Origin of the sequence: Thiocystis violacea (assembly GCF_016583565.1) — a bacterium.
Taxonomy (GTDB): domain Bacteria; phylum Pseudomonadota; class Gammaproteobacteria; order Chromatiales; family Chromatiaceae; genus Thiorhodococcus; species Thiorhodococcus violaceus_A.
Genome location: NZ_NRRF01000049.1, coordinates 19,110 through 37,652 on the forward strand (window position 1 = coordinate 19,110; position 18,543 = coordinate 37,652).

Here is an 18,543-nt window from a genome sequence, read left to right on the forward strand (position 1 = left end):
AATGAATATCATGCGAAGAATCGAGATCACTACCCGGATTGCCGCTGACGGCATCCTGCATCTGCCGGTAAAGGAATTTGCCGATCAGGAGGTGCAAGTCACGGTGTCATCGGTAGGCAGCCATACCGCGCTACCGCAAGCCCCATTGGTTGGCGCGAATGCCTTACGCAAGGCCCAGGAAATCGGCTTCGTCGGCAGTTTCGAGGCCGAAGCCGATTTTTCAGCGCGCTACAAAGAGCATCTGGACTGGTCCGCAAGATCCTGATCATTGACGAAATCATCGAACAATCCAGGAGGCATGATGAAACCCAATCTACAACTCGATCAGATGTCGGTGGAGGAAAAGATCCTGACGATGGAGCTACTTTGGGACTCCCTCTGCCAGGCGCCCGCCGATCTGGAGTCACCCGATTGGCATGGCGAGATCCTGGAGGAACGGCAGCGCAAGATCGACGCGGGGGAGGCCGTGTTTCTTTCGCTCGACGAGTTGAAGGCAAGACGTCCGCAATGAGCATTCGAGAGATTCGGATACTCGCCGAGGCTGCAGATGACTTGGACCTGGGCCGAGCCTTCTACGAGAAGCAGGAGCTGCGTCTTGGAGCCTATTTCTGGGACAGCTTGTTGGCCGATATCGAGTCCCTGATCGTTGTCGCGGGCGTGCACAACCGAACCGGAGGCTATTACCGTTTGTTGGCGAAACGATTCCCTTACGCGGTCTACTACCAGATACGTGCCGACATCGTTGATGTGATTGCTGTCTTACCCTTGCGTCGCGATCCGAAGTGGCGCGCGGGGGTGCTGCGCGAGAGAAGCTCATGACGCTCGTCAAGGAACTGATCCACATCCCCGAGCGCGTCCAGCGCGGGGATTTCGTGCTGAACCTGGCGAGCGGCCTGGAGGCGGACGCCGTCGCGCAGACGCTCAAGGACTATGTTGTCACCGCGCAGCTCGCCCGCTGTTTCGAGGACGCGCTGAGCTTCATCAAGAGCACCGCCACCAGCCAGCAGAGCCGCAATAAGGGCGCCTATCTGCACGGCAGCTTCGGCACCGGTAAGTCGCACTTCATGGCCGTGCTGCACCTGCTGCTGCAGGGCAACGTCCAGGCGCGCGCCATCCCGGAGCTGGGGCAGGCCATCGCCAAGCACAGCGACTGGATGCAGAGCCGCAACATCCTGCTGGTGCCGTATCACATGATCGGCGCCGCGAGCATCGAATCCGGCGTGCTCGGGGGCTATGCGCGTTACATCCGCACGCGGCATCCGCAGGCCCCGGTGCCCGGCTTCTATATGAGCGAGCGGCTCTTCGCCGATGCCCAGGCGATGCGCGGTCACATGGGGGATGTCACCTTCTTCGGCGCGCTGAACGCCGCGGGCGGTGTCGACGGGAGCCACGATGGTTGGGGGGACGCCGCCACGGGCTGGGATGCAGTGAGCTTCGAGGCCGTGGTCAGCGGGCAGGCGGGCGACGATGACCGGATCCGCTTGGTCGGCGATCTGGTCGGATCCCTGTTCAAGTCCTTTGCCGATCTCGCCAACACGGAAAGCGGCGGCTATCTCGAGTTCGACGAAGGGCTGCGCGTCATGACCCGGCACGCCAAGGCGCTCGGCTACGACGCGGTCGTCCTCTTCCTCGACGAGCTGATCCTCTGGCTCGCCAGCCGTCTGTCGGACCGCAACTTTATCAACAGCGAGATCCAGAAGGTCGTCAAGCTGGTCGAGACCGGCATCCCGCGCGAGCTGCCGCTGATCAGCTTCATCGCCCGTCAGCGCGACCTGCGCGAGTTCGTCGGCGACCAATGCAGCGGGGTGGAGCAGGAGATCCTGAGCGATTCGCTGAAATACTGGGAGGGGCGCTTTCACACCATCACTCTGGAGGATCGCAACCTCCCGGTGATCGCCCAGCGGCGTCTGCTGCAACCCCTGAGTGTGTCCGCCCAGGCCCAGATCGAGGCGTCCTTCGCGCAGACCGAGCGCATGCGCGAGGAGTCCTTCAACCTGCTGCTGACCAGCAAAGGCGACCGGGAGATGTTCCGCGCGCTCTATCCCTTCAGCCCGGCCCTGGTGCAGGCGCTGGTGGCGCTGTCCTCGGCGCTGCAGCGCGAGCGCACGGCGCTCAAGGTGATGCTGATGCTGTTGGTGGAGCAGCGCGAGACCCTGGCGCTGGGCAGCGTCATTCCGGTCGGCGACCTCTACGATGTCATCGCCTCCGAGGCCGAGCCCTTCTCCGAGCAGATGCGACAGCATTTCGATAACGCCAAGCTGTTGTTCGAGCGCAAGCTGATCCCGGTCCTGGAGCAGGAGCACCAGATCACCGTTGCGGTGCTCCGGGAGCTGCCGTCGAAGGATGCCAAACGGCAGGCCTTCAACAATGATCTGCGCCTGCTCAAGACCCTGGTGCTGGCAGCGCTGGTCCCCGAGGTCGAGAGCTTCAAGCAGCTCACCGCGACCAAGCTCGCGGCGCTCAATCACGGCACCATCCGCGCGCCCATCCCCGGCCAGGAGGCCCGCACGGTGCTGCAGAAGTGCCGCAAATGGGCGGGGCAGGTGGGCGAGATCAAGATCTCCGACGACCCCAATCCCACCATCGGCGTGCAGCTCTCGGGCGTGGATACCGAGAGCATCATCGAGCAGGCGCGCATCAACGACAACGACGGCAACCGCCGGCGCCTGGTGCGTGAGATGGTCTTCGACGCCTTCGGCATCCGCGACGACAATCAGCTCTTCGTCGAGCACGAGTGGCTGTGGCGCGGGACGCGCCGGCGCGTGGAGGTGCTGTTCCAGAACGTCCGCGAAATCAGCGACGATAGTCTGTTCGAGGCCCGCGACGACCAATGGAAGATCATCATCGACTTTCCCTTCGACACCGGGAACTACTCGCCGACCGACGATCAGGCGCGCGTGCGGGACTTCGAGGCCGCGGGAGGGCAGGCGAGGACGCTCTGCTGGCTGCCCTATTTCCTGAGCCAGAGCGCGCAGAAGAACCTCGGCAAACTGGTCGTGCTGGAAGATATCCTCAAGAGTGATGACAGCTTCAACCGCTACAGCCGTCATCTGAGCCCACAGGATCGCGTCAGCGCGAGGACCTTGCTCGACAACCAGCGCAGCCAGCTGCGTCAGCAGGTCAAGGACATCCTGATCGGCGCCTACGGGGTGGCTCAGGCGTTACCTGGCTCGCTCGACCACAGCGATCTGCTGGAGTCGCAGCTCATGTCGCTGCAGCCGGGGTTCACCCCACGCCCCCCGCAGGGCACGACCATGGCGAAGGCCTTCGAGCAGTTGCTCGGGCAGGCGCTGGCCTCGCAGTACCCGGATCACCCCGAATTCGACGGCGAAGTCCGACCAGCGGATCTGGGCCGTGTGTTCACCGAGCTGTGCCGCGCCATCCATGCGCCGCACGGGCGCATCGATGTCGAGGGTCCGCTCCGCCCGCTGATGCGCCAGATCGCCCAACCCCTGACACTTGGCGAGATGCACGAGCGTCACTTCATCTTCAAGGAGAACTGGCCGCAGCAACTGAGCCGTGAGTTGGCCAAGGTGGGTGGGGAGGTGACCGTGCGGGCGCTACGCGAGGCGATGGACCAACCACGTCCCCGGGGCTTGCCGACGGTCGTGCAGAATGTGCTCATCCGGGTCTTCGCCGAGTATGGACAGTACGCCTTCACCTTCCACGGCGGTCCGTTCGACGATGTGACCTTGAGGGACATCCGCGACGACCTGGTCCTGATCAAGCAGGATCTGGCGGAGCCGGAGCGGTGGAAGCGGGCCTTGGATCACGCCAGCGTCGTCTTCGGCCTGACGACCAATCCGCTGCGCACGGCAAGCAACCAGAACGCGCTGCAAAAGGACGTGCATGACGCGGTCGATACCTACCTGGAGCCCTGTCGTGCGCTGCTGGCCGATCTGACAGCACAGCTCGATGCCTTGGGTCTTTCAGCCAGCGGCCATCGACTCGCCAATGCCAGTCTCGCCGTCCAGTTGCTGGAAGCTCTGCAGGGGCAGGAGGGACCCGCCTTGGTCAATGCCCTGGCGAACATGACAGCAGTCACCAGCCTGCCGGCGCTCTCCCGCAGCATCGTCGCGGCAACGCGCGTGAGCCACGCCATCGCGGACAACAACTGGGCCTTGTTGGAGGCCGTCTGGGGCGATGGCGAGGGTGCGCGGATCAAGCGTGCCGTGGCCGACGCCCTGGCGGCGGACGAGCTGGTGACATCGCTCGCCGATGCGCTGAAGCAGGCCCAGGCGGACGCGACACGCCTGATTCAGCGCCCGCCCGTGGTCGTTCTACCGATCAACCCGCCTCTGAAACCGCCCGTGGGACCCAAGGGCAAGACGGTGCTGAAGCAAGACAACCGCCAAAGCCTGGCGCCCGACGAGGCCCGCCGGGTACTGAAGGAGATCGAGCCACTGCTGCGCGCCGGTGTGACCCTGGACATCAGCTATCAGATCCTGGGTGAGACGGATGGCTGACGATGCTGATGCCCAACTTCGGGGCTCGGGTGAAAGCCCCCCTTTACGAAAGGGGGTTTGGGGGGATTATTTCGCGAAAGAGGTGAGCGTTGTCCCAGTGAATCGACGGGTGTATAAACACATAAACACCGATTGGCGAGCAGACCCCTGATGACACGCTGGAACGTGGCCGTCTCCGACGAAACCGACCAAGCCCTGCGCCTGTTCCTCGCCAGCCGCGGCGGTGGGCGTAAGGGCGATCTGTCGCGCTTCATCGAGGAAGCCGTGAAGGCGCATATCCTGGAGCTGAGCGCCGAGGCGGCCAAGGCCGCCAACGCGAGCATCGCTGAGCAGGACATCGATGCCATGGTCGATGAGGCCCTGACCTGGACCAGGCGCTAGCCATGCGCGTGGTGCTGGACACCCACATCCTGTTCAGCGCGCTGATCTCACCCCATGGTCCACCGGACAGCATCTATCGGGCGTGGCGGGCCGCGCGCTTCACCCTGGTGACCTCGCGCGTGCAGTTGGAGGAGATCCGCCGCGCCAGTCGCTATCCCAAATTGCAGGCCGTGCTGCAGCCCGCGAAAGTGGGTGTGATGATCAACAATCTGCAGCGCGCCCTGGTGCTTGAGGCGCTACCTGACGGCTTCGAGACCGATGACCCGGACGATGCCTTTCTGCTCGCCATGGCTCAGGCCGGTGAGGCGGATTATCTCGTCACGGGTGACCGCCGGGCCGGCTTGTTGCGGCGCGGATCCCTGGGGCGGACGCGGATTCTGACACCAGCCGCCTTTTGTGCCGAAGTGCTGCGACGCTACTGAGCGGTCTCATTGAAGAACTCCCGATGACCTCTGCCTCGTCGAATCCGTCCGTCTCCGAGCACGCCGAACTCCCCAGCGCCGTGCTCACCCAGGTGCAGGCGATCCTGACCAAGGACGCCCAGGCCGATCGGATCGCATTGGTCTGGCCCGAGCCCATCGAGCCGCGCGAGCTGCGGCGGGCGCTGTCGGATATGGCCCTGCGGGTCGTCTATTGCCCCTCCGAGCTGGCGATGCGTGAGCTGCTGGTGACCCACACGCCCGGTGCCGAGCGATTGGTGATGCTCTCGCCCTTCGATGAGACGCGCCTGTCCAAGGACGTCCTGGCGCGCCTCTGGGGTGGCGAGCCGAAGCGCATCAGCCCCTGGCGCACCCTGGAGCAGTTGCTGCGGGTACGCCAGATCGACCCGCGACTGACGGCCAAATCCTACCGCTGGATCGCAGAGGCGCTGGTCGAGGGCTTCGAGCGCTATCGTGGGCGGATTCAGTTTGGCGATGTGCTGGATTTCGACAAGGCTTGGCGCGCCCTGGCGTTGGCACTGCTCGATTTCGCGGGCGAGGCGCTCGATCTGGACGCGCTCCTGGAGTGGTCGCGCGGAGCGGAGGTCGACGCGGCGGTCTCAGCACTCCCCGAGACCGTGGTTGCGCACCTGGGCGACTGGCTCAGGCCCCGACTTGGCGCGCCGACCGAGCTGGTTCTGAGCTTGTGGCGACAAGGGCGCGCGGGCGATATGGTGGCGATTGGTCTGGTCTGCTCGGTGCTGTATCGCGCCGGTCTGACGCCCGACCAAGCCTTGTTCCAGGCCAGGGGACGCTTGCGCGAGCGCGTGATCGGCGCTGCTCGGATCGCCGACGCGACGCTGGAGGACTATGGACGGACAACCGTCGGCTACCTCGAGCGGTTCCTCGCCGAGCGCCCCTATCGCGCACTCAATGCTCCGCTTGCGCAAGCCGAGCAGCTCCTTGCGAGTCTCGACATGCAGCCGCTTGCCGTCGCGTCCGACCTGCTGCCGGGCGGATACGGTCAGCGGCTTGATCGGCTCGCACAGGCGCTCAACGCGGCGCTCGCGGGCAAACCCCTCGAGCCCGCGCTCGCCGCCCTGGCGGATCTGCGACGTCATCAGTTGGCCAGGGTCCGCATCGAGCAGCTCCGCACGGCGGGGCTGGCGGTGCGTGCGTGCCGTTGGCTGAGGACCGAGGAGGTGGAGTGGGGGAGCCTGCTGGAGGAGGTCAGTGACTACGTCGCGAGCGGCGGCTATCTGGACTGGGCGCGCGGTCACCTCTGGTCGGGCGACGAGCACGAGGGCCTGAACCGCGTCTACACGCGGCTGGTCAGTCAGGTCTCCGCGCGGCGCGAGCGTCTGAACGAGCGCTTCTCGCACCATCTGTCGGCCATCGCGCGGGGAGACCAGGTCGATGCGTCGGTCTTGCCGGTGGAGCGGGCGCTGGAAGGCTTGGTCGCGCCCCTGGCGAAGCAGCAGCCGGTGCTGGTCCTGGTGCTCGATGGGATGAGTCACGCCGTCTACCGCGAGCTCGCGGGCGATCTGCTGCACCACGGCTGGGTGGAGCTGCAGCCCGAGGATCGCACCACCCCCTGCTGTCTGCTCGCCGCCTTGCCAACGGTCACGCGAATCAGCCGCTTTACCTTGTTGTCCGGCACGCTGGGCGAGGGCACCGGTGCCGATGAGAAGAAGGCCTTCGCCGCGCATCCCGCCTTGAAAGCGCTTTCGTCGACGAAGTTTCCGCCCCTGTTGTTTCACAAGATCGATCTTCAGCAGCCGGGCAGTGGCGCTTTGGCCGAAGGGGTGCGGGAAATCATTGCGGGCCAAGCGCACAAGGTCGTCGGCGCGGTGATCAACGCGGTCGACGACCAGTTGAGCAGCGGTGCCCAGGTGTCCGTGCGCTGGTCGGTGGCGTCGATTGGCGTGCTGCGGCGGATCCTGGAGGCCGCCCGGGAATCCAGGAGACTGGTGATCCTCACCAGCGACCATGGTCATGTGCTGGATCACGACATGACGCTGATGAAGACGAATGCCGAGGCGGAGCGCTTCAAGCCGACGACCGAAGCGGTCGGGGTCGGCGAGGTGCGGGTCTTGGGCGAGCGCGTGGTGCTCCCTGGCAATCAGGTCATCCTGCCCTGGTCCGAGCGGATTCGTTATACGGCGAAGAAAATGGGCTATCACGGCGGCGGCTCGCTCCAGGAGGTGCTGATTCCGTTCGGCGTCTACCGCAATGCCGGTGAGACCGGCCCGATCGATGGCTGGCAGGAAGTCGCGCGACAAGCGCCCGGCTGGTGGGCGCTTGAGCCGGTGTCGGAGCCGATGGCCACGGGCGCCGTTGCTGCCGCGCCTGTGCCCTCCGCCAGGTCGTCGAAGCAGGACACGCAGACGCTTGACCTCTTCGCCGATCAGCCCACACCACGCCCTGCGATGACGGGGGAGGGTGATTGGATCGCGGCCCTGATGGCCTCGCCGGTCTACGCGCAGATGAGGGCGCGCAGCGGTCGAGTCATGGTGAGCGAGGCGCAGCTGCGGCAGCTCCTGGAGCGGCTGGCCCAGGCCGGCGGTCAGCAGATGGCCGCCGCGGTGGCGCAGGGCCTGGGTCTCCCCGAGATCCGCCTGAACGGACTCCTGGCGGGCGTGCAGAAGTTGCTCAATGTCGATGGCTATCCGGTCTTGGCGATTGATCGGGTGTCCAAGACGATCCGCCTCGATCTCGCGTCGCTGAAGACCCAGTTCGAGCTGTGAGCATCAGCCACCAGCGCAGAGCCGACATCATCGACGCGCTGCGGCGCGGCACGGTGCCGCAGTATGGGCTCGATGCGCTCGCGGTGGGTCTCACGTCTTTCGAGACCGCATTCGACGAAGAACTGACGACGGTCGCGCGCGGGCGCGGGCAGTTCAAGGCGATCCGCGGTGAGTACGGCAGCGGCAAGACCTTCATGGTGCGCTGGCTGCGTGAGCGCGCGCATCGCCTCGGCTTCGCCTGCGCCGAGGTGCAGATCTCCGAGACCGAGACGCCACTGCATCGACTGGAGACGGTCTACCGCCGGCTGATTGAACGGCTGACCACCGCGGATTCACCCTCGGGGGCGTTTCGCAACGTCATCGACGCCTGGTTTTTTGCGTTGGAAGAGGACGTGATCGCACAGGGCGGGGTGGATCCCAACGACGTCCCGGCCCTGATGCAGGCCACCGACGCCTTGATGGAGAAGCGCCTCGGTGAGGTGGTGCGTTCGGCTCCGGCCTTTGCGCTGACCCTGCGCGCCTATCGCCGCGCGCTGCTCGAAGGGCACGAGGACATCGCCAACGGCTTGTTGGCCTGGATGGCGGGTCAGCCGAACATCGCCGCCGCCATCAAGCGCTGCGCCAACATCAAAGGGGATATCGACCACTTCGGCGCCCTGAGCTTTCTGCAGGGCGTGCTCACCATCCTCAAGGATTCCGGTCATCCGGGGCTGCTTCTGGTCCTCGATGAGGTGGAGACCCTGCAGCGCATGCGCGGGGACGTGCGCGACAAGAGCTTGAACGCCCTGCGGCAGCTCATGGACGAGATCGACAGCGGGCGCTTTCCGGGACTCTATCTGGTGGTCACCGGGACGCCGCCCTTCTTTGATGGCCCGATGGGGGTACAGCGACTGCCGCCCCTGGCGCAGCGACTGGCGGTGGATTTCGCGACCGACGCCCGCTTCGACAATCCCAGGGCGGTGCAGATCCGCCTGCGGGGCTTCGATGTCGCAGCTCTCTGTGAAGTGGGCCGCAAGGTGCGGGATCTCTATGCCGCTGGGCGCGCGGAGGGCAGGGCGCGTGAGCATATCACCCAGGTGGTCGACGACGCCTATGTCGCCGCGCTGGCCCAGGCCGTCACCGGTGCCCTGGGCGGCAAGGTCGGAATCACGCCGCGGGTGTTTCTGAAGAAGCTGGTCGGCGAGGTCCTCGACCGGGTCGATCAGTTCGCCGACTTCGACCCGCGTCAGCACTATGCACTCACCGTCAGCGACCAGGAGCTGAGCGCCGTCGAGCGCGCGGCCTGCTCGGCCGCTCGCGCTGACGACATCGAGTTGGAAATCCCCCCTGGCCCCCCTTTGATAAAGGGGGGTAAGCGACGCTGATGGCCAGTGTTTCGCAAGATAAGCCCCCTGTGATAAAGGGGGGTAAGCGACGCTGATGGCCAGTGTTTCGCAAGATAAGCCCCCTGTGATAAAGGGGGGTAAGCGACGCTGATGGCCAGTGTTTCGCAAGATAAGCCCCCTGTGATAAAGGGGGGTAAGCGACGCTGATGGCCAGTGTTTCGCAAGATAAGCCCCCTGTGATAAAGGGGGGTAAGAGACGCTGATGGCCAGTGTTTCGCAAGATAAGCCCCCTGTGATAAAGGGGGCTAAGAGACGCTGATGACCAGTGTTTCTCAAGATAAGCTCCCTTTGATAAAGGGGGCTAAGAGACGCTGATGGCCAGTGTTTCGCAAGATAAGCCCCCCTTTGAAAAAGGGGGGTTGGGGGGATTCGCCTTCGACCAGCTGCATCCGGCGCTTCAGCACCACATCGTCAACAGCCTGGGTTGGCGGTCGCTGCGTCCGCTGCAGGAGGCGGCGATTGCACCGATTCTGCGCGGCGAGCATGCCATCCTCCTGGCGCCCACGGCGGGAGGTAAGACGGAAGCCGCGCTCTTTCCCGTCCTGTCGCGGATGCTGAGCGAACGCTGGGAGGGTCTCAGCGTCCTCTACATCTGCCCGATCAAGGCGCTGCTCAACAACCTCGAACCGCGGCTCGCGCACGATGCGGGGTTGGTCGGGCGGCGCGTGGCGCTGTGGCACGGCGACATCGGCCCGGCGCGCAAGGCCAAGCTCATCGCCGACCCGCCGGACATCCTCCTGACGACGCCCGAGTCCCTGGAAGTGACGCTGATCTCCAGGCGGATCGACCATCGGCGGCTCTTCGCGAATCTCCGCTGCGTCGTCCTCGACGAGGTGCATGCCTTCGCGGGCGACGATCGCGGCTGGCATCTGCTGTACCTGCTTGAGCGGCTCAGGCGCATTGCGGGTCGGGACCTGCAGCGTTTGGGACTCTCGGCGACAGTCGGTAATCCCGAACAGCTGTGCGACTGGCTCGCGGCGGGCTCCGCCCAACCGCGCGGCGTGATCAATCCGCCGGCGGACGCCAGCATCCCTGCGGAGGTCGAACTCGACTGGGTCGGCAATCTGCGCAACGCGGCCCTCGTCATCTCCCGGCTGCATCGCGGGGAGAAGCGCCTGGTCTTCTGCGACAGCCGAGTGCGGGTCGAAGAGCTTGCGATCGAGTTGCGTGGGCTCGGTGTGCGCACCTATGTCTCACATAGCTGCCTGAGTCTGGAGGAGCGACACGCGGCGGAGACCGCCTTCAGTCAGGGACAGAATTGCGTGATCGTCGCGACCAGTACGCTGGAGTTGGGGATCGATGTGGGGGATCTCGATCGGGTCATTCAGATCGATGCCCCGAGCAGGGTGTCGTCCTTCCTGCAGCGGATCGGGCGAACCGGACGTCGCTCGGGGACCGCGCGCAACTGCCTCTTTCTGATCACCAAGGAGGAGGCCTTCCTCCCGGCGGCGGCCCTGCTGCAGCTGTGGAGCGAAGGTTTTGTCGAGCCGATCGAACCGCCGCCCTTGCCGATGCATCTATTCGCTCAGCAGATCATGGGCCTCGCCCTTCAGGAATCCGGGATCACCGTCGCGGACTGGCCGGCCTGGCTGGGACGGCTTCCGGGATTGGCGACGCTCGAGCGGGGCGATCTGCAGCGGATCCTCGACTTCATGCTCGAGACGGAGATCCTCCACGCCGATCAGGGTCTGCTTGGGATGGGCCGATCGGGTGAGCGTCAATTCGGTGCCAAGCACTTCATGGACCTGTTCTCGGTCTTCGTGAGCCCGCCGTCGATCAAGGTCTTTCATGGCCTACAAGAGATCGGTGAGGTCCATCAATCGACCTTCATCCTGAAAGAGGAGGGACCGGCGGTCCTGACCCTCGGAGGTCGCTCTTGGGCAACCAAATACATCGACTGGCCGAGACGTAAGGCTTACGTCGAGCCGACAGAGCTGCGTGGACGCTCGCAATGGCTGAGCGCCGGCCAACCGTTGCATTTCGCCTTGTGCCAGGCGGTCGCCCGCGTGCTCGCGCGCGAGGAACCACCGGTCGCCTTCTCGCGTCGCGCCGTGGAGCACATGGCCGAACTACGCGAAGCGTTTGACTGGGTAGAGCCAGGCAAGACCTTTCTCATCGCCGACGCGCCCGGCAGCCTCGTCTGGTGGACCTTCGCGGGCCGGCTCGCCAATGCGGCGATTGCGAATGCGCTGGCTGGAGAGGCGACCAAGGTCATCGCCGATCATCTCGCGATCAGTTTCACCGGCGTGGTGGATCTCGCGTCGATGGCGACGGCGATCCGCGAAAAGGTCTTCGGCAAAGCGACCGAACTCGCTCTGCCGCTCGACGAGGAATTCATCGCTGAGCTGAAGTTCGGGGAATGCTTGCCAGCCGAGCTAAGGGATCGCGAAATGATGGCTCGCTATGACTGTTCCGACGCGCTTGCGGTGCTTGCGAGCTTGCCCATGGCGGCCATTCGACTGAGAGACTCCAGTGGTGCGGAGTGGCAGTGCTAAATGAATTCGCCACCAGTGTCACTGTGGGTCTACCCCCTGTTGGTGGTGATCAACTGGACCCTGTGGAGGGTTGCATGCTCACAGGCTACTGCGGCTGCGCTTGGTAGAACCGGTAACAGCACCCGCCTGACTGTTCTCATGGGTCTGCTTGACCTCATCGCCGGCGCCTACGGGCAAGGTGGCGACTTTGTTGGGTATGGCAGGCTCGGCTTTGATGCCCCACGGCACCGAGGATGTGCGTCTGCTGGCCCGCCTCGTCGATGGCGTTACGCATGGTCTTACCGTCGAGGGCCAGACCTTCGTCGGCCACGCCCATCTGCGCGTTCCAGCCTTGCAGAGCACGATCGAGGTCATCGGGTGGAATGCTGATGAGCAGGTCGCGGAAGCGGGTGCGGCTGGGCACCTCGTAGCGGCCGTTGCGGTAGCGGCAGCGAAAGCGCGCCCGTGCCTGCTGGCTGAGGTCCGCGGCCCACGCGGCGATGGCCTTGTAGCCGCGCCCCCCGCACAGCACCGCGCCGGCGGCAATGCCCAGGGCCGCGGGCAAGGGATGGCGCCGCCCCTGGGCGCGGCGTGGATCGGGAATGTCGGCAAAGGGCGCCAGATGATCAGATTCGGGGACAACATGCGCTCCCAGAAGAGGATTTACACTAGAACAGTTCCGCCCTGGGGGCCGGGCTCTACAACCTGGCGCGTAGTATCGGCAGTTCCATCGGTGTTTCGATCGCCGCCACCTGGTACAGCTGCTTCGGTCAGGCGGATTGGAACCAGCTCGGCGGACATATCAATCCCTTCAATCCGGCCTTGCACCACTGGCTCCACGTTCAGGGGCTGACGCTGTCCAGCCCAAACGCCGCCGTGCTGCTCACCAACGCGCTCAGCTGCCAGTCCTCGATGCTCGCCTTTACCCAGGTCTTCGGCATGATCGCCCCGAGCTTCGTGCTCATGCTGCCGTTGTTGTTGCTCTTGAAGCCGAGGGCGAGGAGATGACGATCCCCCTCGCCCTCGATTCAGGTGCGAACGTCATTTGAACGGACGATCAAGCGGCGGGATGAGTGCGGGATCGATCGTGAGGCTGATGGCGCGCGCCTGACCCGGAATGCGGCGGATGAACCCGCGCTCCTCCAGTCGTTTGAGCATCGAATTGACCGACGGTGGCGTCAGGTTGAAGAACCCTTGTAAGACGGCGTGGGTCGGACCAACGCCCGAGCTCCGCGACATGTAGGCATCAATGTAGGCAAGGAACTGCCCCTGCTGAGGTGTCGGCCAGTGGGCCGGCCTTGGGGTCGCGGGCGCCTGTCCCGATGAGACGGCCTTGAGCGCGAGCGTCGCCTCCTCCAAGACCTTCGCGGTGCTTGCCATGACCGCTCGCACCTCGGGTGGGGTTTCCTCCATCAAACCCTGCATCTGAAGGGTCTCGCGGAGGTGGCTCAACGTCGATGTCAGGGTCTTGCGCAGGCGCTCGACCCGAGCGGCCGGCGCCGCTGTTGGTTTGGGGTTTGGCATCTGATTCACGCCTGTTCGGCTCCAGGAGTCTTGAGATCGCCGCATAGCATACGATGCTGAGCGCTGTTGTTGGCAGCATGGATTGCCCGATGGGTCGCAGCGAGGTTTCGACGCGGGGAGCGGTTGCTCGCGGAAACGTCCCCAAACGACAGAAAGCCGCTTGTCCGGTGCTGAGAGGGGCCGGGTCGTCACTCGGAACAGGGGTGGGATCAGGTGGCGCCGCCGGGAAACCAGGCGGCAAACAGAGAACACAAACATCGCCCCGCCGTCCGGGGCGTGCCCGGCCGACTCAAGACCCCTGCGGCGACAAGTCGTTCGTCGATTCGGTTGGAGGGTCTGAACGCAAATCTGGGGAGGCTAGCCAACCAGGCACCGCTCGTCGCGGTGCCGATGATTGGCAATGTCCTAGTCGCTATCCATCAGCGTCTCGGCATCCTTGACTGCGGCATCGGCCTTAGCCTCTTTTGCCGCTTCTCGTGTGATTTCCTTCTCTTCGATCGCGTCGGCAGCCATGGTGCTGGCAGCCTCGGCGGCGACATCCGCCTCTTCGGCCTCGGTTGAGGTTGCGAGGCCGTCTTCACGGGCCGCATTGACGGCGTTTGCGCCTTCGACAGTGATATTCGCCGCTTCTTGGGCCGCATTGGCCTCCGCCTTCACACCAGAGGCGATTTCGCCTGCGGCCTTGGCGGTGGCGTCGGCCTGCGATTCGGCGAGCGCGTTGCCGGCGAGCGCCAGTGTGACAACTGCGATTGAGGATACAAGGAGGTGTCTCGGCTTCATGGCTTCTTACCCTTCCAGTTGAGTACGCGGATGCGTCGTTGATGAAATCGCCGACCTCATCGTGCTGGCCATGGCCAGTCCGTGAGCGTCAGCCAGTCCTGCTCCGACGCTGGAGCGTGGGAGCGAGAAGAGAGCGAACAATGGCCTCATCGGCCACGCTTGCTTTGTGACCGCATCTCCGGCACAGGCAATGGGCTGATATGCGGCGCGGTTCGCCGATACGGCGGCGAGTAGGCAACCGGGCCTTCCGACCCGGTCGCTAACGGCTCAATGGCCTGCAATCCTGCCGCCACCGGCCCTTTTGGTGTCGACCTGCTGGTGATACTTGATCCAGACGAAGGCGGTGATCATCACGGCCATGAGCGCGGTGCCGCCGACGGCGATCAGCGGGGCGTTGTCGTCGAGGAAGGCGATGACGACGCCGCTGAAGATGAGGAAGAGCCCGAAGAGCGCCATCTTCCAGTCCAGGTAGATGCCCGCCAGGAGGCTGGTCAGGCCGACCAGGTAAATGATGACGAAGCCGTCGTCCTCGGCGCGGAGGAAGTGCTGGACATCCGACATGAACAGCCAGCGGATGACGAGGAGCAGCGTCCCCCAGTGCAGGACTTGGCGCACCACATAGCGCACGCGCGCCTCCCAGGTCTCGCCGGCGTACCCGCTCCAGCCGCTTGCGGCGGACACGAGACCGACCAGCGGGATGAAGTAGTTCCACGCGGACTGCGCGGATGCGGGGTCGTGATCGGTCATGGCGATGAGCACGACCGCGATGGCATAGAGCGCGACATAGGGCACGTTCGTCATTGCCAGCCTGGCAAGGCGGCTCTCGGGGTGCGGAAGGATGTGAATTCTTCCGCTGTAGGCGATGTCGTTGGACATGGGAATGACCTCCGGTTCGTCGAGCATGGATGCGTGACCGGGACTCGCGGGCGTCGTGAGTCGGGCGGTTGCGACACAGTGCAGCGGAGGTGGATCCAGCCCCGCTGCCTCGCGCTTCGACCGCGCTGGTGCGGGGGCTTGCTACCGTCAGTTGCGCTCGATCCGGCGATCAAGCGCCGTGATCTGGTGGACCGGACACATGGTCGTTGGTCGAAATCAACCAGGTTGGTTCGGGCGGGCCTGGACTGGCCCGCGTCGTTTGGGCCGGCGTGGGACCCAGCGGCCTTGGCGCGATTCGTGAGCCACGCCAGTCGACAACCAACCCTGGATCAACCGAGAGGAGAGACCCTCATGCAACCCATCGACACCCCCGTCGCTTCCGATTCCGCCACCATCCTCGAACGCCAGATCAAGGGGTTCGGACGCCACACCTTCTGGATCGGCATTCTGCTGACCGTCCTCGGTGCCATCGGCATCGCGTTGCCGCCGGCGATGGCGATCACCACCGTGGATCTGGTGAGTCTGGTGCTCTTCCTTGGCGGTGGTTTCTGGCTCTGGCACACCTGGCAGCACGGGGGCGGCTTCACCCGCTGGCTCAAACCGCTGCTGCTGAGCGTTGCGGGTATCCTGATGATCTCAAGCCCCTTGGCGGGGGCCGCCGCGCTGGCGTTGCTGTTGAGCTTCTATCTGCTGCTGGACGCCTTCGGCAGCTTCGCGCTTGCCCATGAACTGCGCCCGGATCCGGGCTGGGGTTGGATGGTGGTGAACGGGGTCGTGGACCTGGCGCTGGTGGCCTTTTTCACCTTCACTTGGCCGGCGTCGTCCGTGCTGCTGGTCGGCATCTTCGTTGGGATCAGCCTGCTGTTCGATGGTCTCGCGCTGACCATGATCGGCTGGTCGCTGCGCAAGGGCTAATCGTCTGCCGGATGTCCATGTCAGCCGTGGAATCGACCTCCAGCCCGATCCGGGCATCCCTGCTCTTGGCCACCCTCGGGGTGGTCTTTGGCGACATCGGTACCAGTCCGATCTACACCATGAACATCCTCTTCGGCCGGGCGGGACTGCCGGTCGAGGTGGTTAATGTCCTCGGTGCGCTCTCGCTGATCTTCTGGTTCCTGGTGTTGGTCGTTGGCGTCAAGTACATGTTCTTCGTCCTGTCCGCGGACAACGATGGGGACGGGGGCGTGATTGCACTTGCTACCCTGCTGCGTCGTCGCAGCCGCCGTGCGCGCTCGCTGGCGCTGCTGCTGGGGGTGGTCGCCAGCGCCATGCTGATCGGCGACGGGCTCCTGACCCCGGCCATCTCGGTGTTGAGCGCGCTACAGGGTCTGGGGTTGGTCGCCCCGGACCTGGCCGATGTAGTGCCGGAGCTGACAGTGCTGGTGCTGATCGCCTTGTGCGCCATCCAGCATCGCGGCACGGCGCGGGTCGGCAAGCTCTTTGGCCCCGTGATGCTCGCCTGGTTTCTGATCCTCGGCGGGACGGGGGTCGATTGGATCCTCAAGGTCCCCGGCGTTCTGGCCGCGCTGGACCCGCGTTACGCCTTCTGGTTTTTTCAAGATAACGGTTGGACCGGATTTCTGGCGCTCGGCATCGTTTTTCTGGTGGTCACGGGCTCGGAGGCGCTCTACGCGGACCTCGGTCACTTTGGCCGACGGCCCATTCAGCTGAGCTGGCTGTTTCTGGTCTGGCCGGCGTTGATGCTGAACTATCCGGGGCAGGGCGCCTTGCTGTTGAGCGCGCCCGAGCACCCCGGCAACAGCTTCTTCGGCATGGTGTCCGGACATTGGTTGATCGGCCTGATCGGCATCGCGACCCTGGCGACCGTCATCGCCTCCCAGGCGATTATCAGCGGGCTCTTCTCGCTCTTTCGGCAGATCAGCGAGCTGGACTACTACCCGCCGCTGCGGGTTCGACACACCTCCGCGAGCCAGGCGGGACAGATCTACATCGGCTCGATCAACTGGCTGCTGATCATGCTCACCTGGCACTGGGGACAGAACCGCCCGCGGCAGGGACAACAGCGGGCGGCACCGCTGCTGAACGACTTCGTCGCGAGCGAGGCGGTCCAATCGGCGGCCCGTTCGCCGGCAAGCGCCATCTTCCTCACGCGGACCGCTCACCACGTCCCGCAAAGCCTGCTGTACAACTTTCGCCATAGTCAGGTGCTGCATCGCGAGACCTATGTCCTGCAGGTCGAGATCGAGGACGCCCCGCGCGTGCGGTATGAGCTGTAGCCGCGTGGATGCTGGATACTGAGCCGTGCGGGTGCGTCGCTCGTTTCCGCTTGGGCTGGGGGCGGATGTCGTCGGTTGGGCCGAGGAAGGATGCCCAACGCGGCCTGCTCCGTTGGGCATCCCAGGGTCGGTCCAACTGACGCCAGACCTCGATTGTCTACCGCAAACATCTGCCTTTACACGGTTTCTCTGCGGGGTATGCTTCACAAGATTGACCGGTATGAGAGCCCGAGCCATGCACGCGCACCAGAAGACCCGCCCCAGTCTCTACGAACAGCTTGAAGCCCTGCCAGAAGGACTGATCGGGGAAATCCTCAACGGTCAGCTCTACACCCAGCCGCGCCCGAGTGGTCCGCATGTGTTCGCCGCGTCTGAATTGGGCTATGAACTGCTCGGCCCGTTCGAGCGCGGGCGCGGGGGTCCCGGCGGATGGTGGATCGTTCAGGAACCCGAGCTGCACTTCCTGCGCAACACCGAAGTGGATGTTCCAGACCTGGCCGGATGGCGCAAGGAGCGTTTGCCCAGATTTCCGCGCGACCATCGCTTCACCGTGGTTCCGGACTGGGTGTGCGAAATTCTGTCCCCCTCGACCGAGAGCAAAGACCGCAAGCTCAAGATGCCGATCTACGCGCAGTACGGGGTTCCCTATGCCTGGCTGCTCGATCCCGTCGTGCACATCCTGGAAGCCTACGCCTGGGAAGGCGGCGACTGGCGGGAGATCGGACGCTTCGCTGGCGCAGCACTGGTGTCGGTCGCGCCTTTCGAGGCGGTGACGATCAGACTGGATGGCCTGTGGGCACCGACCGAGTAGAGATCGGGCTTGGGGCCGACCGACGCAGCGCCAAGAGCAAGAGCCCGTTCGAAGCGGACGACAGACAGAAAACGAGCCTGGCCCGAATGACGCTAACTTAAAGGGGCAAATTTCTGTTTTCGATGCCTCCGATAATCCGAGACACTTTTACGCACATAAATAAATCCGTCCCCTTTTCTGTGATTCAAGCACATGACATTTTACCATTTTTGAGGACATTATTCCTTAATAAACAAACTATTGGATCCTTTTTAGGGGCTCTCCAGGATTTCATGGGGAATCACAAGTCATTTTAAAACACTGGGGTCTCCACTTAACCGGAGTAAACTCCAAGGGTGACTTACCCTCATGCTGGCGTTGATTATCCGCGGACTGCGGGCGAGTTCCAGTCCTGGTTTCGCACCGATGCGGACTGCCTCGACTACCTGGAGTGGCTCCGGTGG

At 64.3% G+C, this 18,543-nt stretch carries 17 protein-coding genes; 13 read left to right on the forward strand and 4 right to left on the reverse strand.

All coding sequences use genetic code 11. The features are described 5' to 3' along the window. Positions 1-10: 10 nt before the first annotated feature. From CKO23_RS17330 to CKO23_RS17370, 9 genes are all read left to right on the forward strand, one after another. The gene (locus CKO23_RS17330) at positions 11-265 is read left to right on the forward strand and encodes a hypothetical protein (protein ID WP_200333078.1); all 255 of its coding nucleotides are present in this window, start codon (positions 11-13) and stop codon (positions 263-265) included. Between the two features lie 36 nt (positions 266-301). Next, entirely contained in the window at positions 302-511 is a 210-nt protein-coding gene (locus CKO23_RS17335; RefSeq protein ID WP_200333079.1) for an addiction module protein, read from the forward strand. Beyond that, positions 508-819: a type II toxin-antitoxin system RelE/ParE family toxin gene (locus tag CKO23_RS17340; RefSeq protein WP_200333080.1), complete on the forward strand. Its 312-nt coding sequence runs from the start codon at positions 508-510 to the stop codon at positions 817-819. Before CKO23_RS17335 ends, CKO23_RS17340 begins: the two co-directional genes overlap by 4 nt. Next, positions 816-4,466 carry a DUF6079 family protein gene (locus CKO23_RS17345; protein WP_200333081.1) on the forward strand — a complete coding sequence of 1,217 codons (3,651 nt, stop codon included), beginning with the start codon at positions 816-818 and terminating at the stop codon, positions 4,464-4,466. The genes CKO23_RS17340 and CKO23_RS17345 overlap by 4 nt, the downstream gene beginning before the upstream one ends. A gap of 150 nt (positions 4,467-4,616) precedes the next feature. Further along, positions 4,617-4,847, forward strand: coding sequence for a ribbon-helix-helix domain-containing protein (locus tag CKO23_RS17350; protein ID WP_200333082.1), 231 nt, complete (start codon positions 4,617-4,619; stop codon positions 4,845-4,847). 2 nt (positions 4,848-4,849) lie between these two features. After that, positions 4,850-5,269, forward strand: a complete 420-nt coding sequence (locus tag CKO23_RS17355) for a putative toxin-antitoxin system toxin component, PIN family (RefSeq protein ID WP_200333083.1) — start codon at positions 4,850-4,852, stop codon at positions 5,267-5,269. A 23-nt stretch (positions 5,270-5,292) separates the two neighbouring features. Further along, positions 5,293-8,013, forward strand: coding sequence for a BREX-2 system phosphatase PglZ (gene pglZ, locus CKO23_RS17360; protein WP_200333084.1), 2,721 nt, complete (start codon positions 5,293-5,295; stop codon positions 8,011-8,013). Further along, on the forward strand, positions 8,010-9,377 hold the full coding sequence (brxD, locus tag CKO23_RS17365; protein WP_200333085.1) for a BREX system ATP-binding protein BrxD: 1,368 nt from the start codon (positions 8,010-8,012) through the stop codon (positions 9,375-9,377). Before pglZ ends, brxD begins: the two co-directional genes overlap by 4 nt. A gap of 335 nt (positions 9,378-9,712) precedes the next feature. Continuing rightward, on the forward strand, positions 9,713-11,893 hold the full coding sequence (locus CKO23_RS17370; protein ID WP_200333086.1) for a DEAD/DEAH box helicase: 2,181 nt from the start codon (positions 9,713-9,715) through the stop codon (positions 11,891-11,893). A gap of 154 nt (positions 11,894-12,047) precedes the next feature. On the opposite strand, the gene CKO23_RS17375 is transcribed toward CKO23_RS17370, so the two are convergent. Next, positions 12,048-12,527: a transposase family protein gene (locus tag CKO23_RS17375; RefSeq protein WP_200333094.1), complete on the reverse strand. Its 480-nt coding sequence runs from the start codon at positions 12,525-12,527 to the stop codon at positions 12,048-12,050. A 167-nt stretch (positions 12,528-12,694) separates the two neighbouring features. Here CKO23_RS17375 and CKO23_RS17380 point away from each other — a divergent pair, with 167 nt between their 5' ends. Next, entirely contained in the window at positions 12,695-12,880 is a 186-nt protein-coding gene (locus CKO23_RS17380) for a hypothetical protein (RefSeq protein ID WP_200333087.1), read from the forward strand. Between the two features lie 33 nt (positions 12,881-12,913). On the opposite strand, the gene CKO23_RS17385 is transcribed toward CKO23_RS17380, so the two are convergent. From CKO23_RS17385 to CKO23_RS17395, 3 genes are all read right to left on the reverse strand, one after another. Beyond that, a complete protein-coding gene (locus CKO23_RS17385) occupies positions 12,914-13,396 on the reverse strand; it encodes a LexA family protein (RefSeq protein WP_242482523.1) in 483 nt (160 codons plus the stop codon). 405 nt (positions 13,397-13,801) lie between these two features. Continuing rightward, positions 13,802-14,176, reverse strand: coding sequence for a hypothetical protein (locus CKO23_RS17390; RefSeq protein WP_200333089.1), 375 nt, complete (start codon positions 14,174-14,176; stop codon positions 13,802-13,804). Positions 14,177-14,443: 267 nt separating this feature from the next. Then, entirely contained in the window at positions 14,444-15,052 is a 609-nt protein-coding gene (locus CKO23_RS17395) for a hypothetical protein (protein WP_200333090.1), read from the reverse strand. Between the two features lie 351 nt (positions 15,053-15,403). On the opposite strand from CKO23_RS17395, the gene CKO23_RS17400 reads away from it, so the two are divergent. The 3 genes from CKO23_RS17400 to CKO23_RS17410 all read left to right on the forward strand — a co-directional run bounded on the left by CKO23_RS17400 (position 15,404) and on the right by CKO23_RS17410 (position 18,100). Next, positions 15,404-15,967, forward strand: coding sequence for an HdeD family acid-resistance protein (locus tag CKO23_RS17400; RefSeq protein ID WP_200333091.1), 564 nt, complete (start codon positions 15,404-15,406; stop codon positions 15,965-15,967). 17 nt (positions 15,968-15,984) lie between these two features. Next, positions 15,985-17,289: a KUP/HAK/KT family potassium transporter gene (locus CKO23_RS17405; RefSeq protein WP_200333092.1), complete on the forward strand. Its 1,305-nt coding sequence runs from the start codon at positions 15,985-15,987 to the stop codon at positions 17,287-17,289. Positions 17,290-17,524: 235 nt separating this feature from the next. Continuing rightward, positions 17,525-18,100: a Uma2 family endonuclease gene (locus CKO23_RS17410; RefSeq protein WP_200333093.1), complete on the forward strand. Its 576-nt coding sequence runs from the start codon at positions 17,525-17,527 to the stop codon at positions 18,098-18,100. Positions 18,101-18,543 lie beyond the last annotated feature (443 nt).